Origin of the sequence: Pseudomonas sp. Z1-14 (genome assembly GCF_051132005.1) — a bacterium.
GTDB lineage: Bacteria > Pseudomonadota > Gammaproteobacteria > Pseudomonadales > Pseudomonadaceae > Aquipseudomonas.
This window is the reverse complement of the sequence record NZ_CP071646.1, coordinates 4,828,321-4,847,042: the sequence shown is the minus strand read 5'-3', so window position 1 is coordinate 4,847,042 and position 18,722 is coordinate 4,828,321. Positions and strand designations below refer to the sequence as shown.

20 protein-coding genes are annotated in these 18,722 nt (G+C 59.5%); 9 read left to right on the top strand and 11 right to left on the bottom strand.

All coding sequences use genetic code 11. The features are described 5' to 3' along the window. Window positions 1–199 precede the first annotated feature (199 nt). The 3 genes from J3P89_RS22405 to J3P89_RS22395 form a co-directional block, all read right to left on the bottom strand. Window positions 200–955 carry a DeoR/GlpR family transcriptional regulator gene (locus tag J3P89_RS22405; protein ID WP_434569608.1) on the bottom strand — a complete coding sequence of 252 codons (756 nt, stop codon included), beginning with the start codon at window positions 953–955 and terminating at the stop codon, window positions 200–202. Window positions 956–1,051: 96 nt separating this feature from the next. Continuing rightward, window positions 1,052–2,557, bottom strand: coding sequence for a glycerol kinase GlpK (gene glpK / locus J3P89_RS22400; protein ID WP_434695681.1), 1,506 nt, complete (start codon window positions 2,555–2,557; stop codon window positions 1,052–1,054). A 76-nt stretch (window positions 2,558–2,633) separates the two neighbouring features. Further along, window positions 2,634–3,485 (bottom strand): MIP/aquaporin family protein, encoded by an 852-nt coding sequence (locus tag J3P89_RS22395; protein ID WP_434695680.1) that lies wholly within the window; start codon window positions 3,483–3,485, stop codon window positions 2,634–2,636. Window positions 3,486–3,808: 323 nt separating this feature from the next. Here J3P89_RS22395 and ybaK point away from each other — a divergent pair, with 323 nt between their 5' ends. Continuing rightward, entirely contained in the window at window positions 3,809–4,279 is a 471-nt protein-coding gene (ybaK, locus tag J3P89_RS22390; protein WP_434695679.1) for a Cys-tRNA(Pro) deacylase, read from the top strand. A 186-nt stretch (window positions 4,280–4,465) separates the two neighbouring features. Next, window positions 4,466–5,248 carry a PhzF family phenazine biosynthesis protein gene (locus J3P89_RS22385; RefSeq protein WP_434695677.1) on the top strand — a complete coding sequence of 261 codons (783 nt, stop codon included), beginning with the start codon at window positions 4,466–4,468 and terminating at the stop codon, window positions 5,246–5,248. A gap of 132 nt (window positions 5,249–5,380) precedes the next feature. On the opposite strand, the gene J3P89_RS22380 is transcribed toward J3P89_RS22385, so the two are convergent. Continuing rightward, window positions 5,381–6,490: an ABC transporter ATP-binding protein gene (locus J3P89_RS22380; protein ID WP_434695676.1), complete on the bottom strand. Its 1,110-nt coding sequence runs from the start codon at window positions 6,488–6,490 to the stop codon at window positions 5,381–5,383. Next, the gene (gene argF / locus J3P89_RS22375; RefSeq protein WP_305496361.1) at window positions 6,487–7,407 is read right to left on the bottom strand and encodes an ornithine carbamoyltransferase; all 921 of its coding nucleotides are present in this window, start codon (window positions 7,405–7,407) and stop codon (window positions 6,487–6,489) included. Before argF ends, J3P89_RS22380 begins: the two co-directional genes overlap by 4 nt. A 403-nt stretch (window positions 7,408–7,810) precedes the next feature. Here argF and J3P89_RS22370 point away from each other — a divergent pair, with 403 nt between their 5' ends. The 3 genes from J3P89_RS22370 to grxD all read left to right on the top strand — a co-directional run bounded on the left by J3P89_RS22370 (window position 7,811) and on the right by grxD (window position 10,771). Continuing rightward, window positions 7,811–8,098, top strand: a complete 288-nt coding sequence (locus J3P89_RS22370; RefSeq protein ID WP_305496360.1) for a hypothetical protein — start codon at window positions 7,811–7,813, stop codon at window positions 8,096–8,098. 123 nt (window positions 8,099–8,221) lie between these two features. Next, window positions 8,222–10,330 (top strand): molybdopterin oxidoreductase family protein, encoded by a 2,109-nt coding sequence (locus J3P89_RS22365; RefSeq protein WP_434695674.1) that lies wholly within the window; start codon window positions 8,222–8,224, stop codon window positions 10,328–10,330. A gap of 99 nt (window positions 10,331–10,429) precedes the next feature. After that, window positions 10,430–10,771, top strand: coding sequence for a Grx4 family monothiol glutaredoxin (gene grxD, locus J3P89_RS22360; RefSeq protein WP_186729809.1), 342 nt, complete (start codon window positions 10,430–10,432; stop codon window positions 10,769–10,771). Window positions 10,772–10,966: 195 nt separating this feature from the next. Here the strand turns inward: grxD and bfr are convergent, their stop codons facing one another. Continuing rightward, the gene (gene bfr, locus J3P89_RS22355) at window positions 10,967–11,440 is read right to left on the bottom strand and encodes a bacterioferritin (RefSeq protein ID WP_186635709.1); all 474 of its coding nucleotides are present in this window, start codon (window positions 11,438–11,440) and stop codon (window positions 10,967–10,969) included. 199 nt (window positions 11,441–11,639) lie between these two features. Then, window positions 11,640–11,858 (bottom strand): bacterioferritin-associated ferredoxin, encoded by a 219-nt coding sequence (locus J3P89_RS22350; RefSeq protein WP_003178704.1) that lies wholly within the window; start codon window positions 11,856–11,858, stop codon window positions 11,640–11,642. 305 nt (window positions 11,859–12,163) lie between these two features. On the opposite strand from J3P89_RS22350, the gene J3P89_RS22345 reads away from it, so the two are divergent. Further along, the gene (locus J3P89_RS22345; RefSeq protein WP_434569603.1) at window positions 12,164–12,766 is read left to right on the top strand and encodes a peroxiredoxin; all 603 of its coding nucleotides are present in this window, start codon (window positions 12,164–12,166) and stop codon (window positions 12,764–12,766) included. Window positions 12,767–12,979: 213 nt separating this feature from the next. On the opposite strand, the gene rnt is transcribed toward J3P89_RS22345, so the two are convergent. Further along, window positions 12,980–13,657, bottom strand: a complete 678-nt coding sequence (gene rnt, locus J3P89_RS22340) for a ribonuclease T (protein WP_434695673.1) — start codon at window positions 13,655–13,657, stop codon at window positions 12,980–12,982. Further along, entirely contained in the window at window positions 13,654–14,700 is a 1,047-nt protein-coding gene (pyrC, locus tag J3P89_RS22335; RefSeq protein WP_434625695.1) for a dihydroorotase, read from the bottom strand. Before pyrC ends, rnt begins: the two co-directional genes overlap by 4 nt. Before the next feature lie 193 nt (window positions 14,701–14,893). Here pyrC and J3P89_RS22330 point away from each other — a divergent pair, with 193 nt between their 5' ends. Beyond that, entirely contained in the window at window positions 14,894–15,892 is a 999-nt protein-coding gene (locus J3P89_RS22330; RefSeq protein WP_434695672.1) for a flagellar protein MotY, read from the top strand. Between the two features lie 128 nt (window positions 15,893–16,020). After that, window positions 16,021–17,238: an argininosuccinate synthase gene (locus J3P89_RS22325; RefSeq protein ID WP_003204943.1), complete on the top strand. Its 1,218-nt coding sequence runs from the start codon at window positions 16,021–16,023 to the stop codon at window positions 17,236–17,238. A gap of 9 nt (window positions 17,239–17,247) precedes the next feature. On the opposite strand, the gene J3P89_RS22320 is transcribed toward J3P89_RS22325, so the two are convergent. Continuing rightward, window positions 17,248–17,463 carry a hypothetical protein gene (locus J3P89_RS22320; protein WP_434695671.1) on the bottom strand — a complete coding sequence of 72 codons (216 nt, stop codon included), beginning with the start codon at window positions 17,461–17,463 and terminating at the stop codon, window positions 17,248–17,250. 292 nt (window positions 17,464–17,755) lie between these two features. Between J3P89_RS22320 and J3P89_RS22315 the strand changes: the two genes are divergently transcribed. Beyond that, a complete protein-coding gene (locus tag J3P89_RS22315; RefSeq protein WP_305496355.1) occupies window positions 17,756–18,382 on the top strand; it encodes a response regulator transcription factor in 627 nt (208 codons plus the stop codon). A gap of 54 nt (window positions 18,383–18,436) precedes the next feature. On the opposite strand, the gene J3P89_RS22310 is transcribed toward J3P89_RS22315, so the two are convergent. Next, window positions 18,437–18,619, bottom strand: a complete 183-nt coding sequence (locus tag J3P89_RS22310; RefSeq protein ID WP_135846865.1) for a PA3496 family putative envelope integrity protein — start codon at window positions 18,617–18,619, stop codon at window positions 18,437–18,439. Window positions 18,620–18,722: the final 103 nt, after the last annotated feature.

Genomic DNA, 18,722 nt, shown 5'->3' with positions numbered 1-18,722 from the left:
AGTACGCTGAAAGGAAAATTTTCGAACAAAAAGGAGTTGAGGAGGGCTTCTGTGGCCAGGGAGCTTGCTCCCGCTGGATGGCGAAGCCATCCCAAGCAGGCCGGCGTTTTTCTTCAGGCTAACCCCATCAGGCCGATTTACGACGGCTGCGCCGCCGAGCGGGAGCAAGCTCCCTCGCCACAGGGGATCGGGGGTGAAGTCAGACCACTTCCAGGCGAATCTTGTGCTGGCTCAACAACTGCGCCAGGGCCGGCACCGGTTGCTGGTCGGTCACCAGGCAATCGATCAGGCTGATCGGGCCCAGGCGGACCATGGCGTTACGCCCGAACTTGCTGGAATCCGCCGCCAGCAATACCTGCCGGGCGTTGGCGATGATGGCTTGGGAGACCCGGACTTCCTGGTAGTCAAAATCCAGCAGGCTGCCGTCCTCGTCGATCCCGCTGATGCCCACCAGGGCGAAGTCGACTTTGAACTGACTGATGAAATCGACGCTGGCCTGACCGACCACGCCGCCGTCACGGCGCACGTTGCCGCCGGCGATCAGGACTTCGAAATCATCCTTGGCACTGAGGATCGATGCCACGTGCAGGTTGTTGGTGATGACTTTCAAATGGTTGTGATTGAGCAGCGCCCGGGCGATGGATTCGGTGGTGGTACCGATATTGATGAACAGCGAGGCGTGGTCGGGAATCTGCGCAGCGATCGCTTCGGCGATGCGTTGCTTCTCATCGCGCATCTGATCGGCGCGCATGGCGTAGGCGGTGTTTTCCACGCTGGAATCGTAAGCGGCGCCGCCATGGTAGCGGCGCAGCAGGTTCACTTCCGCCAGTTGATTGATGTCGCGGCGGATGGTCTGCGGGGTGACGACAAATAGCTGCGCCATTTCCTCGATGCTGACATAGCCGCGTTCGCGGACCAGTTCAAGGATTTGCTGCTGGCGGGGAGGCAGATTCATGGGGCTTCCTTTGGGCTGCCGTACAAAATTTGCCCATGATGCCGCAGGAATCCTTTCCCGACCAGTTTCAGATCCTCATCATCCCCGGCTCAGCTGTCATTCAGCGTCTTCGTGGGGCTCCCAATCGCGCGTGCGGCTGACGGCTTTTTTCCATCCTGCGTAGAGTTTTTCCTTGGCTTGCTCATCCAGCTGCGGTTCGAACTCGCGCTCGATGACCGCTTTGCCACGCAACTCTTCCAGGCTGCCCCAGAAACCGCATGCCAGGCCAGCCAGGTATGCCGCGCCGAGGGCGGTGGTTTCGCGCATTTTCGGGCGTTCGACCTGCGTGCCAAGAATGTCGGCCTGAAATTGCATGAGGAAATTGTTGGCCACGGCGCCACCGTCCACGCGCAAGGACTTGAGGCGTTCGCCGGCATCCTGTTGCATGGCGTCGAGTACGTCGCGGGTCTGGTAGGCGATGGATTCCAGCGTGGCCCGGATGATGTGATCGACCCGCACGCCACGGGTCAGGCCGAACAGCGCGCCACGGGCGTAGGGGTCCCAGTACGGTGCGCCGAGGCCGGTGAAGGCTGGCACCAGGTAAACGCCGTTGCTGTCCTTGACCTTGTTGGCGAAGTATTCGGTGTCGAGGGCGTCGTTGATGATTTTCAGTTCATCGCGCAGCCACTGGACGGTAGAGCCACCGTTGAACACCGCGCCTTCCAGGGCGTAGGCCACTTCGCCGCGAGGACCGCAGGCGATGGTGGTCAGCATGCCGTGGTTGGATTTGACGGCTTTGTTACCGGTGTTCATCAGCAGGAAGCAGCCGGTGCCATAGGTATTTTTCGCCTGGCCCGGTTCCACGCACATCTGGCCGAAGAGGGCGGCCTGCTGGTCGCCGGCGATGCCGCCAATAGCGATGCCGCTTTTGGTCCGGCCGTAGATTTCCGAGGATGATTTTACTTCCGGCAGCATCTCGCGAGGGATGTTGAGGATGTCGAGCATCTTCGCGTCCCACTCCAGCGTGTGGATGTTGAAGAGCATGGTGCGAGAGGCGTTGGTGTAGTCGGTGACGTGGACCTTGCCGCCGGTAAATTTCCAGATCAGCCAGCTGTCCACGGTGCCGAACAGCAATTCACCGTTGCGCGCGCGCTCGCGGCTGCCTTCGACGTTGTCGAGGATCCACTTGAGCTTGGTACCGGAAAAGTAGGGGTCGGTCACCAGGCCAGTGGCTTCACTGATGTACTGCTCGTGGCCATCGCGCTTGAGTTGCTGGCAGATTTCAGTGCTGCGTCGACATTGCCAGACTACCGCGTTGTAAATGGGGCGGCCGGTGGACTTGTCCCAGACCACGGTGGTTTCGCGCTGGTTGGTGATGCCGATTGCGGCGACCTGGTCGTGATGCAAACCCGCTTGAGCCAAGGCTTCCACCATCACCGCGCTTTGCGTGGCAAAGATTTCCATGGGGTCATGCTCGACCCAGCCCGGTTGCGGATAATGCTGGACGAATTCCCGTTGGGCGGTGCAGACCACGTTGGCGTCACGGTCGAAAATAATGGCGCGTGAGCTGGTCGTACCCTGGTCGAGGGCAATGATGTAGTTTTTGTTCTCTGAGTCAGTCATGTCGATTGCCTTGGGACGTGTGTTTGGGATGAAGCCATGGCGCATGCTTGAAGGGCAGTGGCATGCGCCCATTGTTTCAGGAAGTTCTTGGCTTGCCGTCAATGGCCGGTTCTGCATCCTTTGTAGCAGCCTTGGCACCCGGCAGGTGTCGGGCAATCAATCCGCGATACGCGGCAGCGCCCAGGCACGCACCCACTATCGGCGCGAAAATCGGAACCAGGAAGTAAGGGATGTCACGCCCGCCCGTGAGGGAAATTTCACCCCAGCCAGCGAAGAAAGTCATCAATTTTGGACCGAAGTCCCGCGCCGGGTTCATCGCGAAGCCTGTCAGCGGCCCCATCGAGCTGCCGATCACGGCGATCAGAAGGCCGATCAGCAGCGGCGCAAGCGCACCGCGAGGCAGGCCATTGTTGTCGTCGGTCAGGGACATGATCACGCCCATCAGGATTGCAGTGATGATCACCTCCACCAGAAAGGCTTGGCCGGTGGAGAGCGCCGGGTGCGGGTAGGTGGAGAATACCGAAGCCAGTTCGAGGCTGGCTTGGGTGCCACGAATTATCTGCCGGGACTGTTCGAAATCGAAGAAAAGATTGCTGTACAGCGTGTAGACCAAGAGCGCGCCACAAAATGCCCCCGCCACCTGGCAGACAATATAGAAGGGCAGTTTGCGTTTTTCGAAATCGGTAAAAATACACAGGGCGATGCTGACGGCGGGGTTGAGGTGGGCGCCGGAAATACCCGCGCTGAGGTAGATGGCCATGCTGACCCCGACACCCCAGATGATGCTGATTTCCCACAACCCGAAACTCGCACCCGCGACCTTGAGCGCCGCGACGCAACCGGTACCGAAAAAAATCAGCAGGGCGCTGCCGAGGAATTCGGCCAGGCATTGGCTGGAAAGGGTGGGCTGTTGTAAAGCGGTAGTCATGCAAACCTCGGTGTTTTTGTTCTTGTCTGGTGCCTTCGATAAACCTTGAAGACACGTTCTTCGCCGAGACCAGGATCCCCATTTAGGTCTCGGGTGCTGCTTGAGACAGGTAAATCTACTTTCAGTTTCGAAAAAATATAGACAAGAAACGCTGGTGTCAAAGGTCGAAAGTGAACCATCGGTCACATTTGGATTATTCGTCACGTGAATGTCTCGCTGTGCGCCCTTCAGGGAGATCATCCCAGTAGGCTCACGACGCCTTTTCATTGCCGATGGCTTAGAATCCGCGCCACTCTTTTGCTTTTTCCTTGTCAGGAGCCGTCATGACCCCCGCATTGGACCTGCTTAAAAAAGTGCGCGCCGAACATCGCATCCACAGTTACGAACATGACCCGAAGGCTGCCTCCTATGGGCTGGAGGCGGCTGAAAAACTCGGTCTGGATCCGGCGCAGGTGTTCAAGACCCTGTTGGCGGCCAGCGAAAAAGGCGAATTGCTGGTGGCTGTGGTGCCGGTGGCCGGGAGCCTGGATCTGAAAGGCCTGGCTCATGCGGCCGGGGTGAAAAAAGTCGAGATGGCCGATCCGGCCGCGGCGCAGCGTTCGACCGGCTATTTGCTGGGCGGGATCAGCCCGCTGGGTCAGAAAAAGCGTCTTCGCACGTTTGTCGACAATTCTGCGCAGCCGTTAGCCAGCATGTTCGTCAGCGCGGGGAGGCGCGGGCTGGAAGTGGAACTGGCGCCTGCGGTACTGGCGGAGCATACCGGAGCGATCTTTGCTGATATCGGGCGTGCCTGAGCCTGTTGGTGGCCGCTGCGCGCCCAAGCGGGAGCAAGCCCACTGGCCGAGATGATTTGAATCTTCGAGCCACATGGTGCGTCAGATTTCATGTGCGCTGTAGGGTGAAAATTCTGCTGATCTGTCACTGGCTAAACGATGTCCGGGCAGCTCATGCTCGCGCATCCATAAAAAAGGAGAAGTGCCATGCAGCTCGCGTTTCATCAAGTCGATGCGTTCAGTGACCGGCCGTTTGGCGGTAACCCGGCGATGGTCTATCGGCTCGATGCCTGGCTTGCCGATGAACTGATGCAGAAAATTGCCGCCGAACACAACCTGGCCGAGACCGCTTTTCTGGTACGTGAGAACCAGCGTTGGCACATTCGCTGGTTCACGCCCACCACCGAAGTGCCGCTGTGTGGGCACGCGACGTTAGCCAGCGCTCATGTGCTGTTCGAGGTTTACCGCGAACCGGCCGAGCGACTCGACTTCATCTGCAGGTCCGGAGCGTTGAGTGTCACTCGTGAAGGCGATCGGTTGTGGTTGGATTTCCCGGCCATCGTGCCGACTGAGTTGGGCGCCTCCCTGGCGGTCCAGAGCGCCTTGGGTGTCGAGGCGGTGGATGTGCTCAGTTGCAACGAATTGTTCGTGGTGCTGGAGTCGGAGCAGGCAGTGCTCGATTGCAAGCCGGACATGGCGGCCCTGGCGAAGCTGCCGTGGCCGGGCGCGATCGTTACCGCACCGGGAAGCAAGCACGATTTTGTCTCGCGCTATTTTGCCCCGGCGATCGGCATCAACGAGGATCCGGTGACCGGGTCGACTCATTGCAGCCTGATTCCATATTGGTCCAAACGCCTGAACAAACACGGCCTGACGGCCTATCAATGCTCGGCGAGGGGCGGTGCGCTGTTTTGCCGATTGGAAGGTGAGCGGGTGAAGATTGGCGGGGATGCGACGTTGGTGGCTAGTGGTACGCTAGTGCTCGGCTAACCCGTGGCGAGGGAGCTTGCTCCCGCTGGGCCGCGAAGCGGCCCCATCCAGGCGCGTCAGCTTCCAGGGCCCATGCGACTGCTTCGCAGCCGAGCGGGAGCAAGCTCCCTCGCCACGAAGGCCCTTGCAGCATCAATCAGACGTGCCATACCGCCGCACACCACTTTCCCCGATCGGCAGATGCGCCGCCGTGCTTCCCGACGCCTGGAACAGCACCAGGTGTTCAGCCGCCACGCGGATACCGACGGTAGCACCGACCTGATGGTCGGCATGGCTAGGGAAAATCGACTCCAGTTGTGCGCCGGTCGGCAGTTGCAGGCGATACAGGGTTGAAGCACCGAGGAACGTCTTGCCAACGATAGTCGCCGTGAGCGGACTGTCCGGCGCGTGGACGATGTCGTCCGGGCGCAGCAGGACGTCTACGGCACTGCCGATGGACCAGGTGTACGCCCGGTTGCCGCGCAGCACGCCGAGTTCGGTCTGCACCGATTCCGGGCTGTCGAGCTGACCGCGGATGAAGTAACCCTGGCCGATGAAACTGGCGACATAGGGCGTCAGAGGTTCGTGGTACAGGTTGTAGGGCGTATCCCACTGTTCCAAGCGACCCTCTCTGAACACGCCGACATGGTCACTCACCGCAAAGGCTTCTTCCTGGTCATGGGTGACCAGGATTGCGCTGGTGCCGCGGGCCTTGAGAATGTCCCGCACCTCATGGCTGAGCTTGCGTCGCAGCTCGCCGTCGAGGTTGGAGAACGGCTCGTCGAGTAACAGCAGTTGGGGTTCCGGTGCCAGTGCGCGAGCCAGCGCCACGCGCTGTTGCTGGCCTCCCGACAGCTCGTGGGGAAAACGCTTGCCCAGGCTTTTCAGGTTGACCAGCTCCAACAGTTCTTCGACCACGCGATCCTTGTCCGGATGTTTGCGGATGCCGAACGCGATATTTTCGGCGACGCTCAAATGCGGGAACAGCGCGTAGTCCTGGAACACCATGCCGATGCGGCGTTTTTCCGGGGCGAGGGTAAACCCCGCGCGGGAAATGGTTTCCCCAGCCAACTGGATCTCGCCTTCATGCACCGGTTCGAAACCGGCGATGGCCCGCAGGGTGGTGGTCTTGCCACACCCGGACGAGCCGAGCAGGCAACCGATGTCACCAGCATTGAGGTGCAGGTTGAGGTTCTGGACGACCCGCTGGTCCTGATAACCGCAGGCCAGATTGTGCAGATTCAATAACAATGGAGCACTCATGCGTGGTGGTACGCCGGCTCGACGAGGAATTCAAGCAGGGCCTTCTGTGCATGGAGACGGTTTTCTGCCTGGTCCCACGCCACCGAGCGGGGATCGTCGAGCAGGTCGAGGCTGATTTCTTCGCCACGGTGGGCTGGCAGGCAATGCATGAACAGCACCTCGGCATCCGCGAGGTCGAGCAGTGCCCGATTGACCTGGAAGGGCGCAAACAACTCCAGGCGCTTGGCGGTTTCTTCTTCCTGGCCCATGGATGTCCAGACGTCGGTGCTCACCAGGTGCGCGCCGGCGACGGCCTGTTTCGGATCGCGCAGGATTGTCACCCGGTCGCCGGCCCTGGCGACGAATTGCGGGTTGGGTTCGTAGCCTTCAGGGCAGGCGATGCGCAACTGGAAGTCGAACTGGATCGCCGCTTCTATATAGCTGTTGCACATGTTGTTGCCATCGCCGATCCAGGCCACGGTCTTGCCCTGGATCGGGCCGCGATGTTCGAGGAAAGTCTGCATGTCCGCGAGCAACTGGCACGGGTGCAGATCGTCGGACAGGCCATTGATCACCGGCACGCGAGAATGCGCCGCGAACTGGGTCAGCGTGCTATGGGCAAAGGTCCGGATCATCACCGCATCGAGCATGCTCGACATGACGATGGCGCAATCGCCAATGGGTTCGCCACGGCCCAGCTGGGTGTCACGGGGCGACAGGAAAATCGCCTGGCCGCCGAGCTGGATCATGCCGGCTTCGAAAGAAATGCGCGTGCGCGTGGAGGATTTCTCGAAGATCATCCCCAGCACACGGTTTTTCAAGGGCTCGAACAGTACGCCGCGCTTACGCAGGTCCTTGAGCTCCACGCCTCGACGGATCACGCCGAGCAACTCTTCGGGCGTGAAATCCATCAGGGAGAGAAAGTGCCTTGCGCTCATGATTGACTACCTTTTTGTAACTGACCGCAGATGCTCAAAGCCTTGTTTAATGGAAAAACGGGCGAGACCTGCGGCAAAAGCCGCACGGGGCGACGAAATTAGGGGAAGGCGCGATATTGACATTAAATGTCGCGTCTTACCAATAGGGCTACGGTTTTAGGGGATTTCAACGAGGTCATGGCAGGACTGCGATGACATGTTTGAAGCCGGTTTCCTGACAGCAGCGAGCCCATTTGTACACTGGCGCTGCGGCGCTTGGCAAACAAGCCGGACGGGCGCCGGAGGACAGACGGCGTTTTATTGGCCAGCGTGCAATTGATTTCGTGTGTCTGTCATCGGATGTGAGATTTCTTAATGCAAGGGCCTGGGTTATAAATGAACCCTTAGACGCAGGAGCCCCGAAATGGATTCGAAAGAGCAACAACTGATGGAACTGCTGGGGCTGACGGCACGCTCCCTGACGCACCTGACCGCTTCGGTGACCTCCATGTCATTCGAATTGTTGCGCAGCGAAGACGAAGTGACCAAGGCTGCCGGCCGCCGCATGATCGACCGCATGGCTACCATCAGCAGCGGCCTCGACGAACATTGGCGATTGATCGGCGAGTTGACCGGAGTGCCCATCGCTCAGGAACAAGTGGAAACCGTCGAGGAAATCCAGCTGCTGGCGCCGCCTCCCGAGCACCCCTGAAATCGGTTGGCCTGATGCCCGGCGATTCACAGGACGAACGTCGCTGGCGCGGTGGAGGATCCCGCGCCATAGTTTTGTTCCCGCGGCCGAAAGTGCCCGCTACGAATAAAACAGAGACTGGCCATGACCAAGACTCTTCATCACCGTGCGTGCCATCTATGTGAGGCCATCTGTGGCCTGACGCTCGAAACCACCGAAACTGAAGGCCAAGGCCTGGCGATCACCTCGATCAAGGGCGATCCGCTGGACAGTTTCAGCCGTGGGCACATCTGTCCCAAGGCCGTCGCCCTGCAAGATATCCAGAATGACCCGGACCGGCTGCGCCAACCCATGCAGCGAGTCGGCGGCGAGTGGCAGCCGATTGCCTGGGATGACGCTTTCGCCCTGGTCGCCGAACGCCTGGCGGCAATCCAGGAGCGCCACGGCCAGAACGCGGTGGGCGTCTACCAGGGCAACCCCAGCGTGCATAACTATGGGTTGATGACCCACAGCAACTATTTCCTCGGCCTGCTGAAGACACGCAGTCGCTTCTCGGCGACGTCGGTGGATCAACTGCCCCATCACCTGACCAGTCACCTGATGTACGGTCACGGCCTGCTGCTGCCGATACCGGACATCGACCATACCGATTTCATGCTGATCCTGGGCGGTAATCCCCTGGCTTCCAACGGCAGCATCATGACCGTGCCGGACGTCGAGAAGCGCCTCAAGGCGATCCAGGCCCGTGGCGGCAAAGTCGTGGTCGTCGATCCACGGCGCAGCGAAACGGCGGCGATTGCCGACCAGCATGTTTTCGTGCGTCCCGGTGGCGATGCCGCGCTGCTGTTTGGCCTGCTCAATACGCTGTTCAGCGAAGGTCTGAGCCGCGACAGCCATTTGCCGGTGGACGGCCTCGAAGAGGTGCGCCAGGCCGTGGCAGGATTTACCGCCGAGGTGATGAGCCCCCTCTGTGCGGTGCCAGCGCCGCAGATCCGGCAGTTGGCCCGCGACTTTGCCGCTGCGCCCTCAGCGGTCTGCTACGGCAGAATGGGCGTGTCCACCCAGGCGTTCGGCACGTTATGCCACTGGCTGATCCAAGTGATCAATCTGGTCACCGGCAACCTTGATCGGGTGGGCGGGGCACTGTGCACCGAGCCGGCGGTGGACCTGGTGGCGACCACCTCGGGTGGCCATTTCAACCGTTGGCAGAGCCGCGTGTCCGGGCGTCCCGAATACGCCGGCGAGCTGCCCGTGTCGACCTTGGCCGAAGAAATGCTGATCGAGGGCGACGGGCAGATTCGTGCGCTGGTCACTGTGGCCGGCAACCCGGTGCTATCCACGCCCAATGGGCGGCAGCTCGAACAGGCGCTGGATGGGCTGGAGTTCATGGTCAGCATCGATTTGTACATCAACGAGACCACGCGTTATGCCGATCTGATCCTGCCATCGACTTCGGCTTTGGAAAACGATCACTACGACACCACGTTCAACCTGTTCGCGGTGCGTAACGTCAGCCGTTTCAATCGGGCGATCCTGCCCAAGCCCGAAGGGGCGCTGCACGATTGGGAGATTTTTGTCGGCCTGGCCAAGGCCTTCGCCGCGCGGACTGGCAAGGAACTCAAGCCGACCATGCCGCCCGCGCAAATGATTGATTTTGGCCTGCGCGCGGGAAGGTATGGGGATGCCTCGCCACACAAGTTATCGCTGGCGACGCTGTTCGATCATCCCCACGGCATCGACCTCGGTGCGCTCAAGCCCAATCTGACGACGCGCTTGAAAACCGAAAATGGCCGCGTGCAGGCCGCGCCGGCGGTGATCCTCGCGGATCTGGCGCGCTTTGCCGCGCTGCGAGCGCCGGCATCGGACGAGTTGCTGATGATTGGCCGTCGGCATGTGCGCAGCAACAATTCCTGGATGCATAACTTTCATCGGCTGGTGAAGGGCAAGCCGCGCCATCAGTTGCTGATGCATCCTGAAGACCTCGCCAGTCGCGGTTTAGTCGATGGCCAGCGCGTGCAGGTCAGTTCACGGGTAGGCGTGATCGAAGTGGAGGTGCAAGGCAGCCTGGACATGATGAAAGGCGTGGTCAGCCTTCCCCATGGCTGGGGCCACGCCCGACCAGGCGTGCAGATGACCATCGCCAGCAGCCAGCCTGGTTCCAGCGCCAACGACCTGACCGATGAATGTCAGCTTGATGAGTTGTCCGGCAATGCGGCGCTTAATGGGGTTCCGGTGAAAGTGGCGGCTGCGTAGAATTGTCCTTGGGCCGGACCGAGCAGGGTGCTCGGCTTTCCGTTACAATGCGCCACCGTGTCGACATCTGTAGTCGCAAAGTTCAAGCCGAGGTGCTCCGTGGATATCATCGAAACGATCAAAGACCAGATTGCCAACAACACTATCCTGCTTTACATGAAAGGCTCGCCGAACGCCCCTCAGTGCGGCTTCTCGGCCAAGGCTGCTCAGGCGGTGATGGCGTGTGGCGAGAAGTTCGCTTACGTGGACATCCTGCAGAACCCGGAAATCCGCGCCAACCTGCCCAAGTACGCCAACTGGCCAACCTTTCCACAGTTGTGGGTTGGCGGTGAACTGGTCGGCGGCAGCGACATCATGACCGAGATGGCCGCTGATGGCTCTCTGCAGGCCACCATCAAGGCAGCTGTGGAAGCAGCGGCGGCGAACAAGACCGAAGCCTGATTCACCCCAAACCAATGTGGGAGCGAGCCTGCTCGCGATGAGGGCGTGTCAGTCAATTTGATGGTGACTGACACACCGCTATCGCGAGCAGGCTCGCTCCCACAAGGAATCTAGGTGAGCCTGGAATCCAGGCAATAAAAAGCCCCGCCTCTCGAAAGAGGGCGGGGCTTTTTAGTGGCCTGCTACTGGGGAAACTTACTCTTCGCCCATCTGCGATTGCAGGTAGTTCTCCAGACCGATCTTGTCGATCAGGCCCAACTGGGTTTCCAGCCAGTCGATGTGCTCTTCTTCGGACTCGAGGATATCCTCGAGCAACTCGCGACTGCCGAAGTCACCGACGGTTTCGCAATGGGCGATGGCGGCTTTCAGGTCGGCGTGGCCGGTGCGTTCGATGCGCAGGTCGCATTCGAGCATTTCCCTGGTGTGTTCGCCGATGTGCAGCTTGCCAAGGTCCTGGACGTTCGGCAGGCCTTCGAGGAACAGGATGCGCTTGATCAGCTTGTCCGCGTGTTTCATCTCGTCGATGGATTCGTGGTACTCGTGCTTGCCCAGCTTGTTCAGGCCCCAATCCTCATACATGCGCGCATGCAGGAAGTATTGATTGATCGCGACCAGCTCATTGGCGAGGATCTTGTTGAGATGCTGGATGACTGTGATGTCGCCTTTCATGGTGAGGGCCTGCCCTGTAATAGCTGTGTATACGGCAGAGTTTGAGCCGCGCAATTACTAGTGTCAAACCTAAGTTATTGAATAATAAATGAAAATTAATCGGAATAAGAATGTTTGTGTTCCGCGTCTGGAGGCTAAGCACTTGATTTACCGGCATAAAAAAACCGGACATTGAGTCCGGTTCTTCAAAAAGCTGGATTTATGCGGCAGTAAATTCTACCGGATAAGGGATCGAGGCCTGAGCGGTCTGCACTTTGGCGAGGGTTTCACGCACCACTTCCTTGGCAAGGCAGGCACATTTACCGCATTGGCTGGCTACGCCGGTGGCCTGGCGGACTTCCCGATAACTGCAGCAACCTTCATAGATCGCTTCGCGGATCTGTCCGTCGGTGACGCCAGTGCAGAGGCATACATACATAAGTGAGAACCGTCGCTGGTTGTGACTCAATTGAGACGGATCTTAATGTTAACGAGAATGATTGTCAAAGCAGTTTCTGATAGTCCCCTGGCTTGAGCTGCCTCGGTCTGACGAACGGTTTTTTCCCGGTGGGCCATGCGACGTCGCGGATTTACGAGATCCCCGAAAAACCGTTGAGGACAGTCCAAACGCGCGGTGTATGATGGTCGGTCCTTGCAAAGCGGGTTCGTGTCACAGGGCTGTCGCCTGAGGGTGGCAGGCTGGCGCGGACCCGGTTTTCACGTTACTACACCAGGAGATATCCAATGAGCGTACTCGTAGGCAAACAAGCCCCTGACTTCACCGTTCCAGCCGTACTCGGCAACGGTGAAATCGTCGACAGCTTCACCCTGTCCTCGGCCATCAAAGGCAAATACGGCCTGGTGTTCTTCTACCCGCTGGACTTCACTTTTGTCTGCCCGTCCGAGCTGATCGCACTGGATCACCGCATGGACGATTTCAAGGCGCGCAACGTTGAAGTGGTCGCGGTTTCGATCGACTCGCACTTCACCCACAACGCCTGGCGCAACACCCCGATCAACAACGGCGGGATCGGCCCGGTGAAGTACACCATGGCCGCTGACATGAAGCACGAAATCGCCAAGGCCTACGACGTTGAGTCCGAAGGCGGCGTGGCCTTCCGTGGCGCGTTCCTGATCGACGACAAAGGCGTGGTCCGTTCGCAGATCATCAACGACCTGCCGCTGGGCCGTAATATGGAAGAGCTGATCCGTCTGGTCGACGCTCTGCAATTCCACGAAGAGCACGGCGAAGTCTGCCCGGCCAACTGGAAAAAAGGCGACAAGGGCATGACCGCATCGCCTGAAGGCGTAGCGGCTTACCTGGGCGAACACAGCGACAAGCTGTAAGCGCACTCAGGCATAAAAAAAAACCGGCCCTTGATGGGCCGGTTTTTTTATGGGCGGGTTATAAGCTGCAACGCAGGACTTTTTGCACTGAACATCGTGGCGAGGGAGCTTGCTCCCGCTCGACTGCGCAGCGGTCGCAGGCTTTTGGGGCCGCTACGCAGCCCAGCGGGAGCAAGCTCCCTCGCCACAAGAGCACTGGAGTCAGTGCCGATATCAGTCGTCGAAATCCTGCCAGCCGCCCATTTCCTTCCAGCGATTGACGATGCCGCAGAACAGCTCGGCAGTCTTCTCGGTGTCATAGCGGGCCGAGTGGGCTTCGCGCCCGTCGAAATCGATGTCGGCGGCCTGGCAGGCCTTGGCCAATACGGTCTGGCCGTAGGCCAGACCGGCCAGGGTCGCCGTATCGAAGCTGGAAAACGGGTGGAATGGGTTGCGCTTCATGTCCAGTCGCGCAACGGCGGCGTTAAGGAAGCCCAGGTCGAAGCTGCTGTTGTGACCGACCAGGATCGCGCGCTTGCAACCGTTGGCCTTCAGGGCCTTGCGCACGCCACGGAAAATGTCGGTCAGTGCCGTTTCCTCGCTGACCGCCATGCGCAGCGGGTGGTCGAGCTTGATCCCGGTGAATTCCAGCGCGGCTGCTTCGATGTTGGCGCCTTCGAACGGTTCAACGCGGAAGAAATAAGTGTGGTCCGGGAACACAAAGCCTTTTTCGTCCATGCCGATAGTCGTCGCGGCGATTTCCAGCAACGCATCGGTGGCCGAGTTGAAACCGCCGGTTTCTACGTCGACCACGACCGGCAGGTAGCCCCGGAAACGGGCTGCCATGGGGTGGCGAGCGCCGCCGGAACCACCGTTGCCGTCCAGTTCCTCGTCGAAATGATCTTCACTCACGCGTTTTCCTCCAGCAGGCGCCAGCGCAGTTTTTCACCGGCGCGCAGCGGGATGACAGTCTGTTCGCCAAACGGCAGGCTGGCGGGGGCAGTCCACTCGTCGCGGACCAGGGTAATGCTATCGGTGTTCACCGGCAGGCCATAGAAACGCGGGCCGTGCAGGCTGGCAAAACCTTCGAGCTTGTCCAGCGCGTTGCGCTGCTCGAACGCTTCGGCGTACATCTCGATGGCGGCATAGGCGGTGTAGCAACCGGCGCAACCGCAGGCGGCTTCCTTGGCATGGCGGGCATGGGGCGCCGAGTCCGTGCCGAGGAAAAACTTCGCACTGCCGCTGGTGGCGGCGTCGAGCAAGGCTTCCTGGTGGGTGTTGCGCTTGAGGATCGGCAAGCAATAGAAGTGCGGCCGGATCCCGCCCACCAGCATGTGGTTGCGGTTGTAAAGCAGGTGATGCGCGGTAATGGTCGCGCCGACGTTGGCCGGGGCTTCGTTGACGAACTGCACGGCATCGCCGGTGGTGATGTGTTCGAACACCACCTTGAGCGTCGGGAAACGCTCCACGACGCGGCGCATGTGCTCGTCGATGAAGATTTTCTCGCGGTCGAACACGTCGACATCGCCCCGGGTGACTTCGCCATGGATCAGCAACGGCATCCCGACTTCGGCCATCGCTTCAAGCGCCGGGAAGATCTTGTCGATGCTGGTGACGCCGGAGTCCGAATTGGTGGTGGCGCCGGCCGGGTACAACTTGGCCGCGTGGACGAAGCCACTGGCCTTGGCCTCGCGAATTTCCTCGGGCTGGGTGCGGTCGGTGAGGTAAAGCACCATCAGCGGTTCGAAGCGGCTGCCGGCCGGGCGTGCGGCCAGGATGCGCTGGCGATAGCCATCGGCCTCGACGGCGTTGCGGACAGGCGGAACCAGGTTAGGCATGATGATTGCGCGCGCGAAGGTGCGCGCGACATCGGCGACGGTATGGGTCAACACAGCACCATCGCGAAGATGAATATGCCAGTCGTCGGGACGCAGCAGGGTCAGGCGGTCGGACATTGAGGGGCTTCCAGGCGGGTCAAACTCTGGGGGAATGCTACCGGAAAAGACCGATGCGGGCACCCGCTATCAAGTTTTGCCACAAGTTACCGATAGCCCCTTCAGGTGTGCCACGAATCCGTGCGGTGTCTCGTACAGGCGTCATGCCCGGTGTTTTTCGATTTCCGTAAGTAAAAAGCCAGTGGAGCCTCCCGTGCGCCAGCGTTATCTAGCCTTGCTCAGCGTGTTTGCCAGCCTTCCTGCGATGGCGCTCACTTTCCAGACTCGTCTGGAGAGCATCGAGTGGACGGTCGAAGGCGACAAGTTCGAGTGCCGGCTGAGCCAGCCGATCGCCGATTTTGGTAGCGGCGAGTTCGTCCGCCGGGCGGGCGAGCAGGCCACGTTCCGACTCAAGGCCTACAACCCGGTACTGGGTGGCGGTTCCGCGACGCTACTGGCGGCCGCTGCGCCGTGGCAACCGGGGCGGGGCGACATCAACCTGGGGTCGGTCAGGATCGGCAGCGGCGACGTGTTGTTCAACAGCTCCCAAGTCCAGGCGGGACGCCTGATCAGTGGGTTGATGGAAGGGCGCAGCCCCGTGGTCCGGCGTAATACCGAGGATGGCCGGGTGTCGGAAGTTCGCCTGTTGCCTGTGCGCTTCAACAAGGCCTTCAGCGACTACCAGGGCTGTGTGGCGAAACTGTTGCCCAAGAATTTCGAGCAGATCAAGCAGACCCAGATCGGCTTTCCCGGCGAGGGGGTTGAGCTCGACGCCCAGGCCAAGGCTCAATTGCAGGTCATGCTCGACTTCATCAAGGCTGACCCGAGCGTCAACCATGTCGAACTCGATGGGCATTCCGACAACAGCGGCAACCGCTTGACCAATCGTGAGCTGTCGCGCCGCCGTGCGCTGGCGGTCATGGATTTCTTCAAGGCCAATGGCTTCCAGGAATCGCAGTTCACTGTGCGTTTCCACGGTGAGCGTTATCCGCTCGTGCCTAATAACAACGCCGCCCATCGCGCCAAGAACCGGCGTGTGGTGGTGCAACTGGATCGAGTGGCGGCCACTCAGGCGCCAGCGGCCCAGCCCACCACGCCAACCCCGCCAGCTGTGCCTGCCGCGACGCCCGCTGCGGCACCCGGCAAGGCTCCGGCGCCGGTCGCCCCCACCAAGGCCGTGGCCCCCGCAGCGGCAACTGCTCGAACTTCCTGAGGCCATTCTGATCGTCGCGCCATCGACATAATCTGTCGCTTCGTCGTCATAAGCTGTCGCGCCTCTGTAAATTATCCGCGCTGGACGTTAGACTTCCCGGCTTTCCGTACAACCCGTGGAGTGATGGCATGGCGGACGTAAACAAGGTCGTTCTGGCGTATTCCGGCGGCCTGGACACTTCGGTGATCCTCAAGTGGCTGCAGGACACTTATAACTGTGAAGTGGTGACGTTCACCGCTGACCTGGGGCAGGGCGAAGAAGTTGAGCCTGCCCGCGCCAAGGCTCAGGCCATGGGCGTCAAGGAGATCTACATCGATGACCTGCGCGAAGAATTCGTCCGCGACTTCGTGTTTCCGATGTTCCGCGCCAACACTGTTTACGAAGGCGAATACCTGCTGGGTACCTCAATCGCCCGTCCGCTGATCGCCAAGCGCCTGATCGAAATCGCCAACGAAACCGGCGCCGACGCCATTTCCCACGGTGCTACCGGCAAGGGCAACGACCAGGTACGTTTCGAGCTGGGCGCCTATGCCCTCAAGCCGGGCGTCAAAGTCATCGCCCCGTGGCGCGAGTGGGACCTGCTGTCCCGTGAAAAGCTGATGGACTACGCCGAGAAGCATGCGATCCCGATCGAGCGTCACGGCAAGAAAAAATCCCCGTATTCGATGGATGCCAACCTGCTGCACATCTCCTACGAAGGCGGCGTGCTGGAAGACACCTGGACCGAGCACGAAGAAGACATGTGGCGTTGGACCGTCTCCCCGGAGAAGGCTCCCGATACCCCGCAATACCTTGAGCTGACCTATCGCAACGGCGATATCGTTGCCCTCGACGGCGTGGAAATGAGCCCGGCCACCGTCCTCGCGACGCTGAACCGTATCGGCGGCGAACACGGCATCGGTCGCCTGGACATCGTTGAAAACCGCTATGTCGGCATGAAATCCCGTGGCTGCTACGAAACCCCCGGCGGCACCATCATGCTGCGTGCTCACCGGGCGATCGAGTCGATCACCCTGGACCGCGAAGTGGCTCACCTGAAAGACGAGTTGATGCCCAAGTACGCCAGCCTGATCTACACCGGCTACTGGTGGAGCCCGGAGCGTCTGATGCTGCAACAGATGATCGATGCTTCCCAGGCCCACGTGAACGGCGTCGTGCGCCTGAAGCTGTACAAGGGCAACGTGATCGTGACCGGGCGCAAGTCCGACGAGTCGCTATTCGATGCAAACATCGCGACCTTCGAAGAAGACGGTGGCGCCTACAACCAGGCCGACGCGGCCGGCTTCATCAAGCTCAACGCCCTGCGCATGCGCATCGCGGCGAACAAGGGTCGCAAGCTGTTCTGACCCGGCTGCTCAAAAAAAGGCCTGCCCTGCGCAGGCCTTTTTTTTGCGCATTGTCTCGTCCTGAATAATGTATTGCCGGGGAATATCATTGATCGCTTTTGCTGGTTTATAACAAAAGTAAAGTGGTTGAATTGAGTAAGCGCAAATAGGCTTCGGAAATAACGTTATTGTGCTGCTTTCTCTTTCTCTGAAAGTTTTTTCTGGAGGAGGCAGGCGTTTGTGCATGAATAAATCAATTACTTTTTATGAGAAAAGTCCCACGTTAATAACAGGTCAGGTGTGTTTTTTGCCGAAATCGAGCTGTTCTCGGGGAGCTGTGGCGCGTCAGAATCACTCCATCGCTGCGACGGAAAAAATCATGGCGCGTTATTTCACGGATTATTTGTAGGATTTTTCTGCATTGCTTGTAAGTTATGTCTTTCGGTGCGAACGGCTTGCTACAGCGGCATCCCACGGGTGAAATGACTACGCTATTGTGCGTGCTCTAAAAATTCGAACAGCTAAGTTGGATTTGCCCATGAATAAAGTGCTGATCGTGGATGATCACCCCGTCATTCGTCTTGCTGTACGTTTGTTAATGGAGCGCCATGGATATGAAGTCATCGCGGAAACAGACAATGGCGTCGATGCGTTACAGCTGGCGCGCGATAAAATGCCCGACATCGTTGTTCTCGATATCGGGATCCCGAAGTTGGACGGACTGGAGGTTATCGCGCGCCTGACCACCAATCCTTCGCCGCTCAAAGTGCTGGTGCTCACCTCTCAGTCGCCAGGGCATTTCTCGATGCGATGCATGCAGATGGGAGCGGCCGGTTATGTGTGCAAGCAACAGGACCTGACCGAGTTGTTGAGTGCAATAAAAGCGGTGCTCTCGGGCTACAGTTATTTTCCCAACCAGGCGTTGCATACCGTGCGTTCGAGCCTGGGCAACGCCAGCGAGTCGGATATGGTCGATCGTTTGTCCGGACGAGAGATGATGGTCCTGCAGCAGTTGGCCCGTGGGAGGACCAACAAGGAGATTGCCGACGGGATGTTCCTGAGCAACAAGACAGTGAGTACCTACAAGACCCGACTGTTGTTGAAGCTCAATGCCCGTTCACTGGTCGACCTGATCGAGCTGGCACAGCGTAACGGATTGGTGTGAGTCCGCAGGCCCACGTGCTCGGTAAAAGGCCTCCGACAGGGAGGCTTTTACGAGTCAGAGGTCAAAATCATAGTCGGCCAATTGTTTCTGCAAGCGACGCTCTTCCAGCAGGTTATCGATGGTGCGACGTTTGCTCAGGTTGGTTTTCGCCACTTCCACGACCACAGGTTCCGCATCGTCAGCCTCGACGGCGATGAAATCGTCTTCTACATCCAGTTGTTCTTTGCCAGCACTCATGGGTTCGACTCCAGGCTAAGACTGCCATTGGCGCTCCTTATAGCGATAAACCTGCGGCGGGTAAAAAAGATTTTTTCAATCGCTCGATAAAGGAAAGCAATAG

Excerpts from the sequence above, each read along its gene's own strand:
- bfr (WP_186635709.1), bottom strand. The coding sequence starts at position 11,440 with ATGAAAGGCGACATCACAGTCATCCAGCATCTCAACAAGATCCTCGCC.
- J3P89_RS22370 (WP_305496360.1), top strand. The coding sequence starts at position 7,811 with ATGGATTCGAAAGAGCAACAACTGATGGAACTGCTGGGGCTGACGGCA.
- J3P89_RS22325 (WP_003204943.1), top strand. The coding sequence starts at position 16,021 with ATGGCGGACGTAAACAAGGTCGTTCTGGCGTATTCCGGCGGCCTGGAC.
- J3P89_RS22395 (WP_434695680.1), bottom strand. The coding sequence starts at position 3,485 with ATGACTACCGCTTTACAACAGCCCACCCTTTCCAGCCAATGCCTGGCC.
- J3P89_RS22350 (WP_003178704.1), bottom strand. The coding sequence starts at position 11,858 with ATGTATGTATGCCTCTGCACTGGCGTCACCGACGGACAGATCCGCGAA.
- J3P89_RS22315 (WP_305496355.1), top strand. The coding sequence starts at position 17,756 with ATGAATAAAGTGCTGATCGTGGATGATCACCCCGTCATTCGTCTTGCT.
- pyrC (WP_434625695.1), bottom strand. The coding sequence starts at position 14,700 with ATGTCCGACCGCCTGACCCTGCTGCGTCCCGACGACTGGCATATTCAT.
- J3P89_RS22320 (WP_434695671.1), bottom strand. The coding sequence starts at position 17,463 with ATGCACAAACGCCTGCCTCCTCCAGAAAAAACTTTCAGAGAAAGAGAA.
- glpK (WP_434695681.1), bottom strand. The coding sequence starts at position 2,557 with ATGACTGACTCAGAGAACAAAAACTACATCATTGCCCTCGACCAGGGT.
- J3P89_RS22405 (WP_434569608.1), bottom strand. The coding sequence starts at position 955 with ATGAATCTGCCTCCCCGCCAGCAGCAAATCCTTGAACTGGTCCGCGAA.
- J3P89_RS22365 (WP_434695674.1), top strand. The coding sequence starts at position 8,222 with ATGACCAAGACTCTTCATCACCGTGCGTGCCATCTATGTGAGGCCATC.
- J3P89_RS22385 (WP_434695677.1), top strand. The coding sequence starts at position 4,466 with ATGCAGCTCGCGTTTCATCAAGTCGATGCGTTCAGTGACCGGCCGTTT.
- J3P89_RS22345 (WP_434569603.1), top strand. The coding sequence starts at position 12,164 with ATGAGCGTACTCGTAGGCAAACAAGCCCCTGACTTCACCGTTCCAGCC.
- J3P89_RS22310 (WP_135846865.1), bottom strand. The coding sequence starts at position 18,619 with ATGAGTGCTGGCAAAGAACAACTGGATGTAGAAGACGATTTCATCGCC.
- J3P89_RS22380 (WP_434695676.1), bottom strand. The coding sequence starts at position 6,490 with ATGAGTGCTCCATTGTTATTGAATCTGCACAATCTGGCCTGCGGTTAT.
- ybaK (WP_434695679.1), top strand. The coding sequence starts at position 3,809 with ATGACCCCCGCATTGGACCTGCTTAAAAAAGTGCGCGCCGAACATCGC.
- argF (WP_305496361.1), bottom strand. The coding sequence starts at position 7,407 with ATGAGCGCAAGGCACTTTCTCTCCCTGATGGATTTCACGCCCGAAGAG.